Genomic DNA, 19,632 nt, shown 5'->3' with positions numbered 1-19,632 from the left:
GTCGTGAACGACATTCCCTTGTCGGCCCTGGCGGCAACGCTGGTTTTGCTGTTGGCGCTCTCCGCCTTTTTCTCGTTGAGCGAAACGGCAATGATGGCTTCCAATCGCTTTCGCCTGCGCCATCTCGCCCAGTCCGGCCACCATGGCGCCCAAAAAGCCATCGCTTTACTTGATCAGACAGACAAGATGCTGGGCGTCATCCTGCTTGGCAACAACCTGATCAATTCAGCCGCCGCCACCCTGGTTGGCGTCATTACCATCGAGTTGTTCGGCGACGGAAAATGGGCGCTCGGGGCTGGAACACTGGCCGTCACCCTGGCCATCCTCGTTTTTTCCGAAATCACCCCAAAAATCATAGGCGCCACCTACGCCGATCGTCTGGCGCTCATCCTTGGCTACATCCTGACCCCGCTGTTGCGCCTTTTCTACCCGGCCGTCTGGCTGATCAATTTGATGGCTGGCGGACTGCTACGACTCCTTAAACTGTCACGCAATCCTTCTGGCGAGAACACCAAACTCTCACCCGAAGAACTCCACAGTCTGGTCCTGGAGTCGTCACACCTGATTCCACAAAAACATCGAGCCATCCTTTCCAGCCTCTTCGAACTGAACAACATTACGGTCGAAGACGTGATGACGCCGCGAGGCAGCATTGAAATACTTGATCTTGACCGCCCATGGGAGGAGGTCAGGACGCAACTGGCGACCAGTCACCACAGCCGCCTTCCCGTATGCCGGGAATCGCTTGATCAACTGGTCGGCATCCTGCCTGTCCGCCGCCTGCTCGCCAGCTTGGGCGACCCGGAGTTTGATGAAGCAGCGCTTCTCCAGCAATTGCAGGCGCCCTACTACATTCCGGCTGGCACGGCAGTCTTCTCCCAGCTGGCTTTTTTCCAGGAAAACCGGCAACGCATAGGTTTTGTGGTCGATGAATACGGTGAAATCCTGGGACTTCTGACCCTGGAAGACATTATTGAAGAGTTTGTTGGAGATTTCACCACATCTCTTCCCGGCCTCGGAAACTCGTTGACCTGGCATCCAGAAGGCTACGCCATCGTCGAGGGATCCCGCCCTCTGCGGGATATTAACCGCATGCTCGGCCTGGATTTCCCGCTCGACGGCCCGAAGACGCTGAACGGACTGATTCTCGACTACCTCCAGGACATTCCCGAAGCAGATGTCAGCATCAAATTGGCAGGCATTCCTGTGGAAATTCTTCAGACACAGGACCGCAGCGTCGTCACTGTCCGCATCTATCAGCCCGACAAGCCGCGCTGACAAGGGCGCCCGCCTTTACAAACAGGCGCCTACGTAGCATCATCAAACGATCTAGACGGCATTTGACTGTAATTAATGGCAGCTACCCCTCAAACATCTCCTCTTAGCGGCTTGGCGCGAGCACTGGTTCAGGCTGGGCGACTCAAGGAGGCAGAGGCGGAACAACTGATTTCACAGGCAAATTCAGCCAAAATCCCACTGATCGAACAGATCATCGCCAGCCAGAAAGCCTCAGCCATTGATATCGCCCGCTTTGTCGCCGATACCTTTGGCTACCCCTTGCTTGATCTGGCCGCCTTCGATGAAACCCACATCCCGGCAACGGCAATTGACCGCAAACTGATCGCCACCCATAAGGTCATCCCACTCAACAAGCGCGGCAATCGTCTGTCGGTAGCCATCGCCGATCCAACCAACCTTCGCGCACTCGACGAAATTCGTTTTCAGACCGGTTTGGCCGTCGACCCGATTGTCGTCGAACACCCGAAGCTTATTCCGCTCGTCAGCAAGTACTCGGAAACGGCCGAGGACACCCTCAGAAATCTAGCCAGTGACGACATCAATCTCGACTTTCTCGACGAGGAAGCCGCCGCCAAAGCCGATGAAGCCAACGGCCAGGACATTGACGACGCTCCAGTCGTCAAGTTCATACAGAAAATGCTGCTTGACGCGATCAATGATGGCGCCTCCGATATCCACTTCGAACCCTACGAAAAGTACTACCGGATACGCTTCCGGGTTGATGGCATACTGCGCGAAATAGCGACCCCACCGCTCGCCATCAAGGAAAAGATAGCCTCCCGGATCAAGGTTATTTCCAGGCTCAATATCGCTGAAAAGCGTGTACCGCAGGATGGCCGAATGAAACTGGTGCTCTCAAAAAATCGCGCCATCGACTTCCGCGTCAGCACCTTGCCCACCCTGCAGGGCGAAAAAATCGTCCTGCGTATTCTCGATCCCACTTCGGCCACCCTGGGCATCGAGGCACTCGGTTACGAACCCGACCAGAAGGCAGCCTTACTTGATGCGGTAAACCGTCCTTATGGCATGGTTCTGGTCACCGGCCCGACGGGTTCCGGCAAAACCGTTTCGCTTTACACATGCCTGAACATCCTGAACAAGGATGGCGTCAACATATCAACGGCGGAAGACCCGGCGGAAATCAACCTACCCGGCGTCAATCAAGTAAACGTCGACGACCGTGCCGGCCTGACCTTCCCTGTCGCTCTGAAAGCCTTCCTGCGCCAAGATCCGGACATCATCATGGTCGGCGAAATTCGCGACCTGGAGACCGCCGAGATCGCGATCAAGGCTGCTCAGACAGGCCATATGGTTCTATCGACGCTACACACCAACGACGCACCGCAAACGCTGACCCGCCTGATGAACATGGGCGTCCCTACCTTCAATATCGCCTCCAGCATCCTGCTGATTACCGCCCAACGCCTGGCCCGCCGCCTCTGCAACTGCAAGAAGGCCATAACCGTTCCCGACCAAACGTTGCTTGATGCCGGTTACAAAGAAGCCGACCTCGACGGCTCATGGACGCTGTACGGCCCTGGCGGCTGCGATCGCTGCAAAGGGAGCGGCTATAAGGGACGCGTCGGCATTTACCAAGTTATGCCGGTCTCGGAAGCCATGCAGCGCTTGATCATGAGTGGAGCTACCGCACTTGACCTGGCCATGCAATCAAAAGCCGAAGGTGTACGTGACCTACGCGAATCCGGTTTGATAAAAGTAAAACAGGGCGTGACATCCCTTGATGAAGTTCTAAGCACTACCAATGCTTAACGGGAAGGAATAACAATGGCCACAGCCGCCAAATCAAAGGCCAGAATCAAGGAAAGCGCCTTTCTCTGGGAGGGGCGCAACAAGGACGGCAAGACCGTACGCGGAGAAATGCGCGCCGCCAGCGAATCCGTTGTTCAATCCACCCTGCGCCGCCAGGGCGTCATCAACGCCAAGGTCAAGAAAGTTCGCTTCAAAAGCGGCGGGAAAATCACCGACAAGGACATTGCACTATTCACACGCCAACTGGCAACGATGATGAAGTCTGGTGTTCCTTTGCTGCAAGCCTTTGATATTGTCGGCAGAGGCCATTCAAACCCTGCAGTCGGCAAGCTATTGCTGGACATCAAGGCCGATGTGGAGACAGGCAGCTCGCTTTCTCAGGCCTTCAGAAAATACCCGCTTCAATTTGACGTTTTATATTGCAACCTAGTTGCCGCTGGCGAACAGGCCGGCATTCTTGATACCTTGCTCGATCGACTTGCCACCTACAAGGAAAAGATCCTTGCAATCAAGAGCAAGATCAAATCAGCACTTTTCTACCCGATTGCTGTCATCGTTGTTGCCTTTGTCATTACAGCGGTCATCATGATCTTCGTGATTCCAGCATTCAAGGATGTTTTCAAGAGCTTCGGGGCCGACCTACCAGCACCAACGCTCGTTGTAATTGCCATTTCAGATTTTTTTGTTGCGTATTGGTGGGCAATTTTCGGTTCCATCGGCGCCGCACTATATTCATTCCTTGAAAGCTGGAAACGTTCGGAAAAGGTCCAGATGGCGATGGATCGACTACTGCTCCGCATGCCGATCTTTGGCGAGATTGTACGTAAGTCAGTCATCGCCCGCTGGACACGAACCTTGGCCACCATGTTTGCCGCTGGTGTTCCACTAGTTGAATCCCTGGACTCTGTTGGAGGCGCTGCCGGCAACTATGTGTACAAGTTAGCAACCAAACAAATTCAGAGCGAGGTCTCAACCGGCACAAGCCTGACCAATGCCATGCAAAATGCCAATATTTTCCCCAACATGGTGACGCAGATGGTCGCCATTGGTGAAGAGTCTGGCGCACTCGACTCCATGCTTTCCAAGGTTGCCGACTTTTTCGAGCAGGAAGTGGATGATGCTGTCGAAGCAATGTCCAGCCTGATGGAGCCGATGATCATGGTTGTTCTCGGCACGCTGATTGGCGGCATGGTCGTCGCCATGTACCTGCCAATCTTCAAGCTGGGATCGGTGGTCTGATGCTTCCTGAGTCAATGGGTGGCCTGGCTGCCATAGTCGGGCTGCTCGGCCTGTGTATCGGTAGCTTCCTTAACGTCGTTATTCACCGCCTACCCAAAATGATGGAGCAGGAGTGGCAAACACAATGCGCGGAGTTGCGGGGCGACCCCCCCCCCCTCGCAAGCGATGCATTGACACTATCCACCCCTCGCTCACGCTGCCCGGCATGCGGCCATCAAATTTCGGTCCTCGAAAACATACCTTTGATCAGCTACCTGCTGATTCTGAAAGGCAAGTGTGCCAGCTGTGGGACGGGTATTTCGCCACGCTATCCGATTGTTGAAGCGGCCACTGGATTGCTCTCGGCCTATACAGCATGGCACTTCGGGCCCACGCTCGCCATGGTTGGCGCATTGTTGCTGGTCTGGTCGCTAATCGCACTGGCCGCTATCGATCTTGATACGCAACTTTTGCCAGACTCGATTACCCTGCCCTTGTTATGGCTGGGCATTGCCTTCAATCTAGCCGGCGCTTTCGTCGACCTGCCAACTTCGATTATTGGCGCCATGGCCGGCTACCTCGCCCTGTGGACCGTGTACTGGCTGTTCAAGCTGACGACCGGCAAGGAAGGCATGGGCTATGGCGATTTCAAGCTGCTGGCCGCACTCGGCGCCTGGCTTGGCTGGCAAATGCTGCCTGCCATAATTCTGCTCTCCTCGGTTGTCGGGGCAATTGTCGGCATTAGCCTGATCGTTGCAGCTCGCCATGGCCGCAACGTGCCGATTCCATTCGGCCCTTACCTTGCCGCGGCTGGTGTAATCGCCCTATTCTGGGGACCGCAACTGACCAACCGCTATATTGGTCTGATCGCTTGAAATTTCGCGCCCGACACCAATATATAAGCATCACGGACACTCAGTTATAATTCAAGGTTTTGGAGGATTCCCATGCCGATTTACGAATATCGCTGCGACTCCTGCGGTTCCCAGAAAGAGCATCTGCAAAAGATGAGCGACCCGCAGCTCACTACCTGCCCGGCCTGTGGCCAGGAAACCTATAACAAGTTGCTCTCTGCTGCTGGCTTCCAGCTAAAGGGAAATGGCTGGTACGCCACCGACTTCAAGGGCGGCGGCAAAACTGCGCCCAAGGCTGACAGCACGCCCCCCTGCCAGGGCGGTTCAGGGGCATGTACTCCGTGCGCGGCCAATTGATAAAACGTTATTTCATTACCGGGCTCCTAATTTGGGTGCCCCTGGTTATTACCGGCTGGGTACTCTCGCTGATTATCAGCACGCTTGATCAGTCCTTGCGCTTATTGCCGGAAACGGTACACCCGCAGCATCTTTTCGGTTTCGCGATACCCGGCGTTGGCGCGCTGCTGACCCTGGCCATGATTCTGTTAACAGGTCTGCTCGCCGCAAATTTCATCGGGCAAAAGCTGGTCGGCTGGTGGGACAAGCTGCTCTCGCGCATCCCGGTCGTCAACTCGGTATATAAAAGCGTCAAGCAGGTTTCTGACACGCTGTTTGCCCCGAACGGCAATGCCTTTCGGAAAGCCTTGCTGGTGCAGTATCCCCGACTGGATAGCTGGACCATCGCATTCCAAACCGGGCAGCCCGGGGGCGACTTGGTCAATCACCTCGAAGGTGAATATGTCAGTGTCTACGTGCCGACCACCCCCAATCCGACCTCCGGCTTCTTTCTGATGATGCCGGCCGAAGACGTCGTTGAACTCGACATGACTGTCGATGAAGCGCTCAAATACATCATATCGATGGGTGTCGTGGCTCCGCCGCCGCACCCTCGCGCCATTACCAACATCTAAAGAACCATCGGAAAGCTTCATGCGCACCCATTATTGCGGACAACTCAACGCCGCCCTCGACGGGCAAATTGTTACCCTGTGCGGCTGGGCGCATCGCCGGCGCGACCACGGCGGCGTCATCTTCATCGACCTGCGTGACCGGGATGGCCTGGCTCAGATCGTTTGCGATCCGGACCGTGCCGACACCTTCAAGATCGCCGAATCTGTCCGTAACGAGTTTTGCCTGAAGATCACCGGCAAGGTGCGTCCGCGCCCGGCCGGCACGACCAACGCCAATCTGGCATCCGGCGAAATCGAAATTCTCTGCCACGAGATCGAAGTCCTGAACGCCTCGGTCACGCCGCCGTTCCAGCTCGACGAAGAAAACCTCTCCGAGAACGTCCGCCTGACTCACCGCGTCATCGACCTGCGCCGCCCGCAGATGCAGCACAACATGATGCTGCGCTACAAGACGGCCCGTGCCTTCCGCCGCTTCCTCGACGACAACGGCTTCATCGACATCGAAACGCCCATGCTGACCAAGTCGACCCCGGAAGGTGCGCGCGACTACCTCGTGCCATCACGCGTTCACTCCGGCCAGTTCTTCGCGCTGCCGCAGTCGCCGCAATTGTTCAAGCAATTGCTGATGGTGGCCGGTTACGACCGTTACTACCAGATCGTCAAATGCTTCCGCGACGAAGACCTGCGCGCCGACCGCCAGCCTGAATTCACCCAGGTCGATATCGAAACCTCGTTCATGACCGAGGACGACATCACCGCACTGATCGAAAAACTGATTCGCTACGTCTTCAAGGATGCGATCGACGTCGACCTGCCGGCACCCTTCCCGCGCATGGCCTACAGCGAAGCGATGAGCCGCTTTGGTTCCGACAAGCCGGACTTGCGCGTCACGCTCGAACTGACCGAAGTTACCGACGCCGTCAAGGACGTCTCCTTCAAGGTCTTCGCCGGTGTCGCCAACAGCGAGAACGGTCGCGTTGCCGCGATGCGCATCCCCGGTGGCGCCAGCCTGACCCGCGGCGAGATCGACGAATACACCAAGTTTGTCGGCATCTACGGCGCCAAGGGCCTGGCTTACATCAAGGTCAACGACGTCACGCAACTCAATGAAACTGGCCTGCAGAGCCCGATCGTCAAGAACCTGCATGAAAATGCCCTGAAAGCCATCGTCGACCGCACGGGTGCCCAATCCGGCGACCTGATCTTCTTCGGTGCCGACAAGACCAAGGTGGTCAACGATGCGCTCGGCGCCCTGCGGGTCAAGATTGGCCACGAAAAGGGCTTCCTCAATGGCAAAGCCTGGGAACCGCTGTGGGTCGTCGACTTCCCGATGTTCGAGTATGACGAGGAAGACAAGCGCTGGACAGCCTGCCACCACCCCTTCACCAGCCCGAAGGACGAGCATGTCGCCCTGCTGCAAAGCGATCCGGGCAAGTGCCTGGCCAAGGCCTATGATCTGGCGCTGAATGGCTGGGAAATCGGCGGCGGATCGGTCCGTATTCACAAGTCGGAAGTTCAGGAAACCGTCTTCCAGGCGCTCAACATCGGCCCGGAAGAACAGCAGGCCAAGTTCGGCTTCCTGCTCGACGCCCTGAAGTACGGCGCCCCGCCGCACGGCGGCCTGGCGTTCGGCCTGGATCGCATCGTCACCATGATGACCGGCGCCGAATCCATCCGTGACGTCATTGCCTTCCCGAAAACCCAGCGCGCCCAGTGCCTGCTGACCGATGCCCCGTCCGGCGTCGACGAGAAGCAACTGCGCGAACTGCATATCCGCCTGCGCCAGAAGGTGGAAACCCAGCTCGAAGTCACCCAGGGCTGAAATCCGGCATGAAAACCTGGCTGCGCTTCCTGATCGTCACCTGGCTGGCGATCGGAAGCGCATTCGGTTTTAGTTTCACCCGCGACAGTGCTGCGGTCGACGTCGTCCTGGCGGCAAATTTGCCCCATGAAGCGCGGCAAACGCTAACCCTGATCAAAACCGGCGGCCCTTTCCCCTACGCCCGCGACGGCATTGTGTTCGGGAACTACGAAAAACGCCTGCCACTCCATCCTCGCGGTTATTACCTGGAATACACGGTCAAGACACCGGGCCGACGGGATCGCGGGCCCCGGCGCATCATCGCCGGCGAGCGCGGCGAGTATTACTACACCGACGACCATTACCAGAGTTTTCGGCGAATCCAGGAGTAGCCGGAATGAAACACAGCCTCTTGCAGGACGCCTCCCAGGCCGGGCTCTACCATTTGCCGGCAGCCCGCCATAGCGAAGTGCAGGCCCAGGCCAGGCAAGCCCACCTGGTACAACTCAGCGCCGACCTCAGCGCCTCTGGCGAGGCCGGTGAAATCCTGCGCGAGCTAGGTCGGGCTTTCGGATTCCCGATCTGGTACGGGGCCAATTTCGACGCCCTGCACGATTGCCTGACCGACCCCGACTGGCAAGCGCGCAAAGGCCTGCTTCTACTGGTGTCGGGCCTGGAGACACTGCGCCACAACGACCCCGAGGCATTCTCCACCCTGATCGAGGTACTGCGCTCGGCAGCACGAATCCGCTCAGCCGCAAAGTACCCGACGTGGATTCTGCTGACCAGTCCAGCTCGCGGCATCGCCAATTTGCCGGACGCATGAGCCAGTACAAACAACCCGTTTCAGTTCTGGTCGTCATCCACACCCCGGCACTGGAAGTACTCCTGCTCGAACGCGCCGCGCACGCCGGCTATTGGCAATCGGTCACCGGCAGCCGGGAAGCGGACGAAGCCCTGATCGAGACCGCCCATCGCGAAGTTCTGGAGGAAACCGGCCTCGACAGCCACCACTTCCGACTCAGCGACTGGCAACAGACCAATACTTACGAAATATTCCCGGAGTGGCGGCATCGCTACGCCCCCGGGGTAACCCAGAATACCGAGCATGTTTTTTCGCTGGAGCTACCGGCGATTCAACCGGTGCGCATCGCCCCCGGCGAGCACCTGGCTTATGCCTGGCATCCCTGGCGGGAAGCCGCCGAGCGTTGTTTTTCCGCCAGCAACCGCGAGGCAATTCTCGCGCTACCCAGCCGCCAGCGCTGACCAGCAATCACCTGGACGGTGGCACTCACAAGCATTTCGCAAACACGCGACGACAGGCCTTGAAAGCCGCCGCGCTCACCCTATATTTGGTACACGCATCACCCACCAACCTGAAGGAGAGCAATCATGGCAAACATCACCCGTCTCGACCCGCTTGATGATCTTTTCCGCGGCTTCTTCGTTCGCCCGGTTGATATCAACGGTTCGCCGCAACAGCAGCCGTCAATCAAGATGGACGTCACGGAACAGGGCAACAATTACCTCGTACACGCCGAACTGCCCGGTGTCAAAAAGCCGGACATTCATGTCATTGTCGATGGCAATCAAGTGTCCATCAGCGCCGAGATCAAGCAGGAAAAGGAAACCCGTGAAGGTGAGCGCCTGCTCCGCTCGGAACGCTATTTCGGCAAGGTTTCCCGCTCCTTCCAACTAGCCCAGGAAATCGATGAAGCCCAGGCTGTGGCGAAATTCAACGATGGCGTTCTCGAACTGACCTTGCCCAAGCGGACCGCCAGTCCGAACAAGCGGCTGAGCATCGAATAAGCCACCATCGCCCCGGGAACAAGGCCGGCCCCGTTCCGGCCTTTTTCTTTGTACAATCCGCGGCGATTCCACACGGAGCACGCCATGAGTCTCGACAACCTCACCCCCGGCATCAAGGCCGCCGTTCTGGCCGAAGCCCTGCCCTACATCAAGCGCTTCCACGGCAAGACCATCGTCGTCAAATATGGCGGTAACGCGATGACCGACGAACACCTGAAAAGCTGCTTCGCCCGCGACGTCGTACTGCTTGAGCTGATCGGCTTCAACATCGTCGTCGTTCATGGCGGCGGGCCGCAGATCGAGAACCTGCTGACCCGCGTCGGCAAGAAGGGCGAATTCATCCAAGGCATGCGCGTCACCGACGCCGAAACCATGGAAGTCGTCGAAATGGTCCTCGGCGGCCAGGTCAACAAGGACATCGTCAACTTGATCAACCAGCACGGTGGCAAGGCCGTCGGCCTGACCGGCAAGGACGGCAACTGCATCCGCGCCAAGAAGCTGATGCTGGAGAACAAGGACAATCCGGGTGATCTGATCGACGTTGGCCAGGTCGGCGAAATCACCCAGATCGACCCATCGCTGATCGACCACCTCGACAAGGGCGCCTTCATTCCGGTCATCGCCCCGATCGGCGTCGGCGAGAACGGCGAGACCTACAACATCAACGCCGACGTCGTCGCCGGCAAGATCGCCGAAGTGCTGAAGGCCGAGAAACTGGTCCTGCTGACCAATACGCCCGGCGTACTCGACAAGGACGGCAAATTGATTACCGGCATCACCCCGAAGCAGATCGACGAAATGGTCGAGGATGGCACCCTTTCCGGCGGCATGCTGCCCAAGATCGGCTCGGCGCTCGATGCGGCCCGTAACGGGGTCAAGGGCGTGCATATCATCGACGGTCGCGTCGAACATGCCCTGCTTCTGGAAATCCTGACCGACCACGGCGTCGGCACGATGATCAAGTCGCACTGATGCTGAACGCTGGCTGCGTCTGGCTGTTCGATCTCGACAACACGCTGCACAACGCCAGCCCGCATATTTTCCCCCACATCAACCGCTCGATGCGCGAGTACATCGAGCGGCACCTGGGGGTCGATGAGGCCGAGGCCAACCGCATCCGCCAAAGCTACTGGCAACGCTACGGTGCCACACTGCTCGGCCTGATGCGCCACCACGACACCGACCCGGCGCATTTCCTGAAGGAAACCCACCAGTTTCCCGACCTGCGTCGGATGGTGGTTTTTCCCCACCCGACCCTACATGCCCTGCGTCGCCTGCCGGGGCGGAAAATCATCTTCTCCAATGCCCCGCGCCACTACCTCGATGCCGTCCTCGACATCACCGGCTTATGGCGCCATATCGATACCGCCTATTCGGTCGAGAGCACGCGCTTTCGCCCCAAACCGATGGCCGCCGGCTATCGTGCCCTGCTCAAGGCCGAACGCCTTGATGCGCGGCGCTGCGTCATGGTCGAGGACAGCCTTCAAAACCTGATCACAGCTAAAAAACTGGGGATGAAAACCGTGTGGGTAAGCGCTGGCTCACAGAACTCGCCCTACGTAGACGTGAAAATCAAATCTGTTCTGGAACTACCACAGCGCTGCGGTCGACTATAATTTTTGGGCAAAAACCAATAGCTAAGGGGGCAACAATGGCGACAAAACCGGGCGAACGTCGCCTGCAGATTCTGCAAACCCTGGCCGGGATGCTGGAGACCCCAAAAGGGGAAAAAATCACGACCGCCGCCCTGGCGGCCAAACTCGAATGCTCGGAAGCTGCCCTCTATCGTCATTTCGCCAGCAAGGCGCAAATGTACGACGGCCTGATCGAATTCATCGAACAAAGCCTGTTCAGCGTCATCAACCAGATCACCACCGACGAAGAGCAAGGGCTGAATCAGGTCGAGCAAATCATCGCCCTGTTGCTGCGCTTTGCCCAGAAAAACCGCGGCATGACCCGGGTCCTGATCGGCGATACGCTGGTCAATGAGAACGAACGCCTGCAATTGCGGATCAACGCCTTGCTCGACAAGGTCGAAGCCTCGCTCAAGCAGGCGCTGCGCATCGCCGCCACCCAGGAAAATCTGAAGCATGATGCCGATTTCGGCGCCCTCGCCAACCTGCTCCGCTGCTACGCCGTCGGCCGCTGGGAGCAATACGCGCGCAGCGGCTTCAGCCGCGAGCCCTTGGCCCAATGGCCGCAACAGTGGCCGATGCTCTACTTCGCCTGCCTATCGCAATCCGGCACGCCAGGCAGCGACTAAAAAGCAAAGGGCGGCCGCAGCCGCCCTTCATCCGTACAGCAAAACGAACCGGTTAGCGCTTCAGATACTCCGCCGCATCGAGCGCGAAGTAGGTCAGGATGCCATCGGCCCCGGCTCGCTTGAAGGCGAGCAGGCTTTCCAGCACACAGGCCTCTTCATTCAGCCAGCCATTCTGGGCGGCAGCTTTCAACATCGCGTATTCGCCACTGACCTGATAGGCATAGGTCGGCACACCAAACTCTTCCTTGACGCGACGCACGATGTCCAGATAAGGCATGCCGGGCTTGACCATCACCATGTCGGCGCCCTCCTGCAGATCGAGCGCCACTTCCTTCAGCGCCTCATCGCTATTGGCCGGGTCCATCTGGTAGGAGTACTTGTTGCTTTTGCCCAGATTCGCCGCCGAACCGACGGCATCGCGGAAAGGCCCGTAGAAAGCCGAGGCGTACTTGGCCGAATAGGCCAGGATTCGCGTGTGGATAAAGCCGGCACCATCCAGCCCGCCGCGAATGCTGCCGATCCGTCCGTCCATCATGTCGGACGGCGCCACCACATCGACGCCGGCCGCGGCATGGCAGAGCGCCTGCTTGACCAGCACATCCACCGTTTCGTCATTGAGGACATAGCCGGTATCGTCGATCAGGCCGTCCTGACCGTGTGTCGTGTAGGGATCGAGGGCGCCATCGGTAATCACCCCCAACTCCGGAAATTCGCGCTTCAGCGCCCGCACCACGCGCGGCACCAAGCCATGCTCGTTGAAAGCCTCTTCGGCCCCCAGCGACTTCAGCGAGGCATCGACCACCGGGAACAAAGCCAATGCCGGAATACCCAGCTTGGCCGCCCGCTCCGCCGTCTTCAGCAGCACATCCAGCGACTGTCGCTCGACGCCCGGCATTGAAGAGACCTTCTCGACCCGCCCCTCGCCTTCGAGCACGAAAACAGGGTAAATAAAGTCGTCGACCGTCAGCACCGACTCCCGCATCAGGCGACGCGAAAAATCATCGCGCCGCATCCGGCGCATGCGGGTTCCAGGAAAACGTCCGGTAGCACTCATGCTTCAACCTCGATTAATTCGAAAAATAAATTCTCAAACAGCGTGGAACTTTTCGCATTGACCCACGTCAGAGTCTGCAGATGGCACGCGCTATCTCCCGCTTCACCTCCCTGAGCGGGTGCCTTGACCACGTTAAGGCATTTTGGCCCCCGGACCCCCCTTATCCGGGGGCCCTTTGTTTTCTTTCTTCTTGATTTCGATATCCAGCCAGCCGGCCAGCACGGCCTCGGCGTCCTCGACACCAGTCTTTTTCAGACTGGAGAAAAGCTGGACGGAATAAAGTTCGGCATCCCCCCAAGTTTCCACTTCGGCCTTGACCGAGCGCAGCGCCTTGGTCTGCTCCTGGCGGCTCAGCTTGTCGGCCTTGGAGAGCAGGATGTGGATCGGCCGACCGGTCGGCCGGAACCAGTCGATCAGCTTCAGATCGAGATCGGTCATCGGGCGACGGATATCCATGATGACGACCAGGCCGGCCAACTGATCGCGCTTGCTCAGGTAAGGCCCGATCAGGCCTTCCCACTGCGAACGAATAGCCTCCGGCGCCTTGGCATAGCCGTAACCCGGCAAGTCGACGAAGTACTTGCCTTCGGCCAAGGTGAAATAATTCAGATGCTGGGTTCGCCCCGGCGTCTTGCTGACATAGGCAAGCCGGACACGACCGGCAAGGGTATTGATAGCGGAAGATTTCCCGGCATTGGAGCGACCGGCAAAGGCCACTTCACGGACAGAATCAAGGGGTAAATCACGGAGATTGGCGACGGTTGTAAGAAAAACCGCCTGCTGGAACAGAGGCATAAAAAACTCGGAAGACCCGCCAAGGGGGCGGGGAACTGATATAGAATAGCAGGTTTGTAACCTTCCGTTCCGGCCAAAGCGCCCACAAACGCGTACAAGGAGCTCGATAATGATTCGCACCGCGGCAATGGCAATTCTTCTTGCCACCAGTTTCATCGCTCATGCATCCGAAGAAGCCAAGGGCAAGGCCGATCCTGCCAAGGGCAAAATCATCGCAGAAACCGTCTGTGTCGCCTGCCATGGCGCCGACGGTAACAGCCCCGCCTCCGCCAACCCGCACCTGGCTGGCCAAGTCGAACAATACATCTACAAGCAACTGCAGAATTTCAAATCAGTCGACGGCAAGCCTGCTGCTCGTAATAACGCCATCATGGGCGGCATGGCCGCCCCGCTGTCTGATGACGACATGAAGAATGTTGCCGCCTGGTTTGCCAGCCAAAAGGCCAAGCCGGCCGCCGCCAAGGACGAAACCAAGATCGCCCTGGGTCAGAAATTGTGGCGTCAAGGTGACTTCAAGAAGGGCGTTCCCGCCTGCGCCGGCTGCCACGGCCCGGCCGGTGCCGGCCTGCCGGCGCAGTATCCGAAACTGGCTGGCCAGTTCCCGGAATACACCGAAGCCCAACTGAAGGCATTCCGCCTCGAAGAGCGCGCCAACGACCCGGAAAAGATGATGCGCATGATTGCCGCCAAGCTGTCGGATGTCGAAATCAAGGCCGTTGCAGAATTTGCCGCCGGCTTGCGTTAAGCATCAAATCGCTCCATGACAAAGGCAGCTACGGCTGCCTTTTTTATTGTCAGCAAAATGCTTGGCAGCAGGATCACTCGGGGATAGACTCGTTCCACGAAATGCCCCCACAAAAAGAGGAGACTCCGATGAAAACGCTCAAGCAGATGCTGGCCGGAAAACACCGCCCCCTGGCCGCTGTTGCACCAAGCGACTCCGTTTTTCACGCCCTGACCGTGATGGCCCAGAATGACGTTGGCGCCCTGCTCGTACTCGACGGCGAGCAACTGGTCGGCATTTTTTCGGAACGGGACTATGCCCGAAAAATCATTTTGCAAGGCAAATCCTCGAAGGAAACCCTGGTTCGCGAAATCATGAGCGACCGCGTCGCCTATGTCACGCCGTCGGCAACGCTCGACGAGTGCATGGCACTGATGACCGAGAAGCGCTTCCGCCACCTCCCCGTCCTCAATGAAGACAACAGCATCGCCGGCATGATATCGATCGGTGACCTGGTCAAGGAAACCATCAGCTCCCAGCAATTCCTGATTACCCAACTGGAGCGCTACATTGCCGGCTGAAAAGAGCGCGGAATCGACACTGCACTTCCGTATTCTTGAGGACATCGCCCGCGACCTCTCGGGGGATATCAATTTTCCGACCTGCATGGATGCGGCCATCATGGTCAGGAACACCCTGAAAGACCCCTGCGTCAATCTGGACCGTGTTGCCCTGGCCATCGGCGTCGAGCCCTTGATCTCAAGCAAGCTGCTACGCCTAGCCAACTCGGTGAGCTACAACCCGTCGGGCGTCGCCATCCGCGAATTGTCCAGTGCTATCGGGCGCCTGGGCTTCGAGGCAGTGCGCACCACCTCGCTGGCCGTAGCCATGGACCAGATGCTGAAGTCCCGCAACCTTGCGGGCTACGACGAAATCGCCCGGCAGGCCTGGGAATTTTCGATTCAGGTGGCCGCCATCGCCCGCGTTCTGGCCCGCCGGCTTGGCCGGGTCAATCCGGATGAAGCGATGCTGGCCGGCCTCGTCCATAACATCGGGGTTTTTTACCTGCTCTACCGCGCCGCTGAGTACCCAGAATACCGCACCGACAAACCGGCCATGCTTGCTCTGCTACACGGCTGGGAGGCCAGCATCGGCGAAAGCCTGCTGCACATCCTCGGACTCCCGGAAAGCATTACCGACGCCGTTCGCGATCAAGGCGAGACACGCAACGTCGAAACGCCATGCACCGTGCGCGACGTACTGTACTTTGCTAAATTGCTGGCGGGCGGCCCACAGGAATGGCAACCTGGGCAATTCAGCCCGGCAGAAATCGAAGCGCGCAATGCCGACCAGGCACGCTACGCCGACTTGCTGGAAGAGGCCGAGGAAGACATTCAGGAACTGCGTTCGGCGCTCGCCGCCTGAACCATCTGTGTAGCAGCCGGTCTGACCTCGCACCAAGCTCCCCGACGCGTGTAAGGAATTCGCTGCCGCCAGCGACTAATGAGCATGTAACCGCCAAGGAACTGACATGCTGATACGCCCCCCCGCTGACCATCTGCCATCTGAAATCACCCCGCAAGCACTTTTTGAAAAACGGCGCCAACTCATTCTGGGGGGCAGCGCCTTGCTATTGGGTGCCTCAGGCACATCGCTGGCCACTGCAGCAAGCACCGGCGAAAAGCTGGGCAAAACCCGGCCAGGGCCATTCTCTAGCGACGAAAAGCCGACCAGTTTCGAATCGATGACCAGCTACGGGAATTTTTACGAGTTTGGCCCCGACAAGGACAGTCCGGCCAAAAATGCTCACCGCCTGCGCACCCGGCCGTGGACGGTAACCGTGGATGGTGAAGTAAAGCAGGCCAAGACCTTCGCCATCGAAGACATACTCAATTGGGCGCCACTCGAAGAACGAACCTATCGCTTGCGTTGCGTAGAAGGCTGGAGCGCGGTTGTCCCGTGGATCGGTTTTCCTTTCGCCGAATTGCTCAAGAGAGTGGAAATAACCGGCAATGCAAAATTCGTCGAGTTTTGGAGCCTGGCCGATCGCGAACAGATGCCGTACATTCGCCTGCCGCTGCTTGACTGGCCCTACGTCGAAGGATTGCGCCTCGACGAAGCCATGCATCCGCTAACCCTGTTTGCGGTCGGCATGTATGGCGAAGTGATGCCCAAGCAAAATGGTGCTCCGATTCGGCTGATCGTGCCCTGGAAGTATGGCTTCAAGGGGGCGAAATCAATCGTCCGCATCCGCTTTGTCGAAAAGCAACCACAAACGGCCTGGATCAAGGCGGCACCCGATGAATACGGCTTCTATTCCAACGTCAACCCGGACGTTCCGCACAAACGCTGGAGCCAGAGCCAGGAACGCCGTCTTGGCGAGTTTTTCAAACGCAAGACCCTGCCCTTCAATGGCTATGGCGAGCAAGTTGCCAACCTGTACAGCGGTATGGATTTACGGAAGCATTTCTGAAAATGGCATCGATACCGGACCAACGACAACTGCAACTGATCAAGAGCGCCGTTTTCCTGCTCTGCCTGCTGCCGCTTGGCCGCCTGCTGTGGGCCGCCTACAGCAATGACTTCGGGGCCAATCCGGTCGAATTCGTGCAACGCTGGACCGGCACCTGGACCTTCAACCTGCTGCTGCTCACTCTTTGCGTCACACCGCTACGCGTCCTGACGAAACTGCACTGGCTGCTCCGCCTGCGCCGGATGCTCGGTTTGTTTTGCTTCTTCTACGCCACCCTGCATTTTTTGTCGTTTATCGGTTTCGATCACGATTTTGTTGTCAGCGATATCGCCCGGGATGTCCTGAAGCGGCCATTCGTCACGGTGGGCTTTGCCGCTTTCGTGCTGCTGATTCCGCTGGCCGCCACCTCAAACCAATGGGCGATCCGCAAACTGGGCGGCCGCAAGTGGCAGGAACTGCATCGTACGATTTACCTGATCAGTCTGCTGGCGGCAGTGCATTACTTCTGGCTGGTCAAGGTCACCGCCCTGCTCTGGCCCCTGGCTTACTCGGCCGCGCTGGCCCTGCTGCTCGGCTGGCGAGTCCGCGAATGGCGGCGCAAGGCAATTCCGGTGCCGCAGTTCCCGACCGCCAAGCCTCTCAAGTTTTTCAAGCAGAAACCGGAATAGTTACTTCTTGCGCAGACCATCGAGCCGAACGATGGCCCGCCCGTCCGCGGTCTGTTTCGCTTCGGCCTTCCAGGCATGACCATAAACTACCTCGAAGGTAGCAGGCAACTTGCCGTCCCGGCGCATGCCTTCGTAAGCGGCACGGGCCGCCGCCCATGAATTGCGGCCGGTCAGGCCATGACGCCTGGCCTTCATCGCACAGGAAGAACCGGCAGCGCGCAGGTCGGCAAACATGGCATCAAGATCGTCGTAGGTCAGCGTAATGACTTCCATGTCCATCACCGGATCGGCAAAGCCGCAGCCGACCAGCATGTCGCCCAGGTCGTGCATGTCGATGAAGCGCTGGGTGTGGGCGTAGCCATCAGCAAAGGCCAGGCGCAGCTCACGCAGCGAATCCGGCCCCAGGGTCGAGAACATGAGCAGTCCGCCGACTTCGAGCACCCGATGCGCCTCCGCCAGGGCCGGCAGCGGGTCGTCCAGCCAGTGCAGCAGCAGGTTCGACCAGATTACTGCGGTCGACCTCGATTTCAGGGGTAATTTCGCGGCATCGGCAGCCAGGCGTACCGGTTCGGCCGACTTGCCCAGCCCCAGCCAGCGCTGCCAGGCCGCCCGTTGCGGACGAGCCTCACTGAGCATGGCCGGCACCACATCCAGACCGATCAGTTGTGCTTCGGGATAACGTTCCGCCAGGCTGACCAAACTCGCCCCCCGGCTACAACCGAGGTCGAGAATACGCTTCGGCTCGACCTTGACGTAGTCGAGCCGTTCCTGCATCCGACGATCCACTTCGCGGGCGAAGAAATCCCCGTCTGAATAGCTGGCGGCCGCCTTGGAGAAACGTCGACCGACTTGCTGCCGGTCGACAAAGCCTGCGTTCAAACTGCCTTGACGCCGAGGCGGGCAAACAGCGCGTCGTCGCGGTCCACTTCCGGATTGCCGGTAGTCAGCAGATGATCGCCGTAGAACATCGAATTGGCACCAGCCAGGAAGCACAGCGCCTGCAGTTCGTCACTCATTTCCTGACGGCCGGCCGACAGGCGAACCCAGGATTTCGGCATGGTGATGCGGGCCGCAGCGATCGTGCGGACGAACTCAAAAGGATCGAGACGCGGGTTGTCGGCCAGCGGAGTGCCCGGAATCGGCACCAGATTGTTGATCGGCACAGATTCCGGCGGCTGCGGCAGGTTAGCCAACTGGACGATCAGCGCCGCGCGGTTCTTGCGTGACTCGCCCATGCCGATGATGCCGCCCGAACAGACGTTGATGCCGGCATCGCGCACCTGATCCAGCGTATCGAGGCGATCATCGTGCGTATGGGTCTTGATCACCTGACCGTAGAATTCCTTGTCGGTGTCGAGATTGTGGTTGTAGTAGTCGAGACCGGCATCCTTCAGCTTTTCAGCCTGACCGTCCTTGAGCATGCCAAGCGTGACGCAAGTCTGCATGCCGAGCGCCTTGACCTCGCGCACCATGTCGAGAACGCGGTCGAGATCGTTGTCTTTCGGTCCCTTCCAGGCGGCGCCCATGCAGAACCGGGAAGCGCCCTTGTCCTTGGCAGCCTTGGCGGCGGCAACCACCTCATCGAGCGGCATCAGACGTTCGCGCTGGGTATCGGTATCGTAGCGGGCCGACTGTGAACAGTAGCTGCAATCTTCCGAGCAACCGCCGGTCTTGACCGAGAGCAGCGTCGAGCGTTGAATGGCATTTGGATCGAAGTTGGCGCGGTGCACGCCTTGCGCCCGCCAGATCAGATCCATCAACGGCAATTCGTACAATTCGAGCACCTCGGCAACGGTCCAGCGCGGAGCGGTTGCAGACTGCGGATTGGAAGAAACGGCGGCGAGAGTGCTTGCTTGCATGGAGATGGCCTTGCTTGAAAAATACGATAAAAATCAGATACGAAGCGTATCGATAATTATGAATTATCGAGGAC

At 58.5% G+C, this 19,632-nt stretch carries 23 protein-coding genes; 19 read left to right on the top strand and 4 right to left on the bottom strand.

From position 1 onward, the window contains the following. Nucleotides 1-3: 3 nt before the first annotated feature. The 14 genes from GH663_RS13190 (at nucleotide 4) to slmA (ending at nucleotide 11,985) form a co-directional block, all read left to right on the top strand. Nucleotides 4-1,278, top strand: coding sequence for an HlyC/CorC family transporter (locus GH663_RS13190; protein ID WP_153132189.1), 1,275 nt, complete (start codon nucleotides 4-6; stop codon nucleotides 1,276-1,278). Between the two features lie 75 nt (nucleotides 1,279-1,353). Further along, nucleotides 1,354-3,069, top strand: coding sequence for a type IV-A pilus assembly ATPase PilB (pilB, locus tag GH663_RS13185; RefSeq protein WP_153132188.1), 1,716 nt, complete (start codon nucleotides 1,354-1,356; stop codon nucleotides 3,067-3,069). A 15-nt stretch (nucleotides 3,070-3,084) separates the two neighbouring features. Then, nucleotides 3,085-4,308, top strand: a complete 1,224-nt coding sequence (locus tag GH663_RS13180) for a type II secretion system F family protein (protein WP_153132187.1) — start codon at nucleotides 3,085-3,087, stop codon at nucleotides 4,306-4,308. Continuing rightward, entirely contained in the window at nucleotides 4,308-5,162 is an 855-nt protein-coding gene (locus GH663_RS13175) for a prepilin peptidase (RefSeq protein WP_153132186.1), read from the top strand. The genes GH663_RS13180 and GH663_RS13175 overlap by 1 nt, the downstream gene beginning before the upstream one ends. Before the next feature lie 72 nt (nucleotides 5,163-5,234). Continuing rightward, entirely contained in the window at nucleotides 5,235-5,498 is a 264-nt protein-coding gene (locus GH663_RS13170) for an FmdB family zinc ribbon protein (protein ID WP_153132185.1), read from the top strand. After that, nucleotides 5,498-6,112 (top strand): DUF502 domain-containing protein, encoded by a 615-nt coding sequence (locus GH663_RS13165; protein ID WP_211371148.1) that lies wholly within the window; start codon nucleotides 5,498-5,500, stop codon nucleotides 6,110-6,112. Before GH663_RS13170 ends, GH663_RS13165 begins: the two co-directional genes overlap by 1 nt. Before the next feature lie 19 nt (nucleotides 6,113-6,131). Beyond that, nucleotides 6,132-7,934: an aspartate--tRNA ligase gene (gene aspS, locus GH663_RS13160; RefSeq protein ID WP_153132183.1), complete on the top strand. Its 1,803-nt coding sequence runs from the start codon at nucleotides 6,132-6,134 to the stop codon at nucleotides 7,932-7,934. Between the two features lie 8 nt (nucleotides 7,935-7,942). Further along, a complete protein-coding gene (locus GH663_RS13155; protein WP_153132182.1) occupies nucleotides 7,943-8,305 on the top strand; it encodes a guanyl-specific ribonuclease in 363 nt (120 codons plus the stop codon). A 5-nt stretch (nucleotides 8,306-8,310) separates the two neighbouring features. Next, complete coding sequence (locus tag GH663_RS13150; protein WP_153132181.1) at nucleotides 8,311-8,739, top strand: barstar family protein; 429 nt, start codon at nucleotides 8,311-8,313, stop codon at nucleotides 8,737-8,739. Continuing rightward, nucleotides 8,736-9,179: a dihydroneopterin triphosphate diphosphatase gene (gene nudB, locus GH663_RS13145; RefSeq protein WP_153132180.1), complete on the top strand. Its 444-nt coding sequence runs from the start codon at nucleotides 8,736-8,738 to the stop codon at nucleotides 9,177-9,179. The genes GH663_RS13150 and nudB overlap by 4 nt, the downstream gene beginning before the upstream one ends. A 126-nt stretch (nucleotides 9,180-9,305) precedes the next feature. After that, a complete protein-coding gene (locus GH663_RS13140) occupies nucleotides 9,306-9,722 on the top strand; it encodes an Hsp20/alpha crystallin family protein (protein ID WP_211371145.1) in 417 nt (138 codons plus the stop codon). A gap of 84 nt (nucleotides 9,723-9,806) precedes the next feature. Continuing rightward, nucleotides 9,807-10,694 (top strand): acetylglutamate kinase, encoded by an 888-nt coding sequence (argB, locus tag GH663_RS13135; RefSeq protein ID WP_153132178.1) that lies wholly within the window; start codon nucleotides 9,807-9,809, stop codon nucleotides 10,692-10,694. Next, the gene (locus tag GH663_RS13130; protein WP_066881204.1) at nucleotides 10,694-11,338 is read left to right on the top strand and encodes a pyrimidine 5'-nucleotidase; all 645 of its coding nucleotides are present in this window, start codon (nucleotides 10,694-10,696) and stop codon (nucleotides 11,336-11,338) included. Before argB ends, GH663_RS13130 begins: the two co-directional genes overlap by 1 nt. 35 nt (nucleotides 11,339-11,373) lie before the next feature. Beyond that, nucleotides 11,374-11,985: a nucleoid occlusion factor SlmA gene (gene slmA, locus GH663_RS13125; protein ID WP_066881202.1), complete on the top strand. Its 612-nt coding sequence runs from the start codon at nucleotides 11,374-11,376 to the stop codon at nucleotides 11,983-11,985. Nucleotides 11,986-12,037: 52 nt separating this feature from the next. On the opposite strand, the gene hemB is transcribed toward slmA, so the two are convergent. Both hemB and yihA read right to left on the bottom strand, forming a co-directional pair. Beyond that, nucleotides 12,038-13,039, bottom strand: coding sequence for a porphobilinogen synthase (hemB, locus tag GH663_RS13120; RefSeq protein ID WP_153132177.1), 1,002 nt, complete (start codon nucleotides 13,037-13,039; stop codon nucleotides 12,038-12,040). A gap of 132 nt (nucleotides 13,040-13,171) precedes the next feature. Beyond that, on the bottom strand, nucleotides 13,172-13,834 hold the full coding sequence (gene yihA / locus GH663_RS13115; RefSeq protein WP_153132176.1) for a ribosome biogenesis GTP-binding protein YihA/YsxC: 663 nt from the start codon (nucleotides 13,832-13,834) through the stop codon (nucleotides 13,172-13,174). A gap of 109 nt (nucleotides 13,835-13,943) precedes the next feature. Between yihA and GH663_RS13110 the strand changes: the two genes are divergently transcribed. The 5 genes from GH663_RS13110 to msrQ all read left to right on the top strand — a co-directional run bounded on the left by GH663_RS13110 (nucleotide 13,944) and on the right by msrQ (nucleotide 17,699). After that, entirely contained in the window at nucleotides 13,944-14,579 is a 636-nt protein-coding gene (locus GH663_RS13110) for a c-type cytochrome (RefSeq protein ID WP_153132175.1), read from the top strand. Between the two features lie 128 nt (nucleotides 14,580-14,707). Further along, a complete protein-coding gene (locus GH663_RS13105) occupies nucleotides 14,708-15,139 on the top strand; it encodes a CBS domain-containing protein (RefSeq protein WP_153132174.1) in 432 nt (143 codons plus the stop codon). Next, complete coding sequence (locus GH663_RS13100; RefSeq protein ID WP_153132173.1) at nucleotides 15,129-15,983, top strand: HDOD domain-containing protein; 855 nt, start codon at nucleotides 15,129-15,131, stop codon at nucleotides 15,981-15,983. The genes GH663_RS13105 and GH663_RS13100 overlap by 11 nt, the downstream gene beginning before the upstream one ends. A gap of 106 nt (nucleotides 15,984-16,089) precedes the next feature. Continuing rightward, the gene (gene msrP, locus GH663_RS13095; RefSeq protein ID WP_153132172.1) at nucleotides 16,090-17,031 is read left to right on the top strand and encodes a protein-methionine-sulfoxide reductase catalytic subunit MsrP; all 942 of its coding nucleotides are present in this window, start codon (nucleotides 16,090-16,092) and stop codon (nucleotides 17,029-17,031) included. 2 nt (nucleotides 17,032-17,033) lie between these two features. Beyond that, on the top strand, nucleotides 17,034-17,699 hold the full coding sequence (gene msrQ, locus GH663_RS13090; protein WP_153132171.1) for a protein-methionine-sulfoxide reductase heme-binding subunit MsrQ: 666 nt from the start codon (nucleotides 17,034-17,036) through the stop codon (nucleotides 17,697-17,699). On the opposite strand, the gene GH663_RS13085 is transcribed toward msrQ, so the two are convergent. After that, on the bottom strand, nucleotides 17,700-18,578 hold the full coding sequence (locus GH663_RS13085; RefSeq protein WP_153132170.1) for a methyltransferase domain-containing protein: 879 nt from the start codon (nucleotides 18,576-18,578) through the stop codon (nucleotides 17,700-17,702). Further along, nucleotides 18,575-19,558, bottom strand: a complete 984-nt coding sequence (gene bioB / locus GH663_RS13080) for a biotin synthase BioB (protein WP_153132169.1) — start codon at nucleotides 19,556-19,558, stop codon at nucleotides 18,575-18,577. The genes GH663_RS13085 and bioB overlap by 4 nt, the downstream gene beginning before the upstream one ends. Nucleotides 19,559-19,632 lie beyond the last annotated feature (74 nt).

This window comes from Dechloromonas hortensis (genome assembly GCF_009469765.1).
GTDB classification, from domain to species: domain Bacteria; phylum Pseudomonadota; class Gammaproteobacteria; order Burkholderiales; family Rhodocyclaceae; genus Azonexus; species Azonexus hortensis.
Note: the sequence above shows the minus strand (reverse complement) of the source record. Positions and strands in the feature narration are given on the sequence as shown.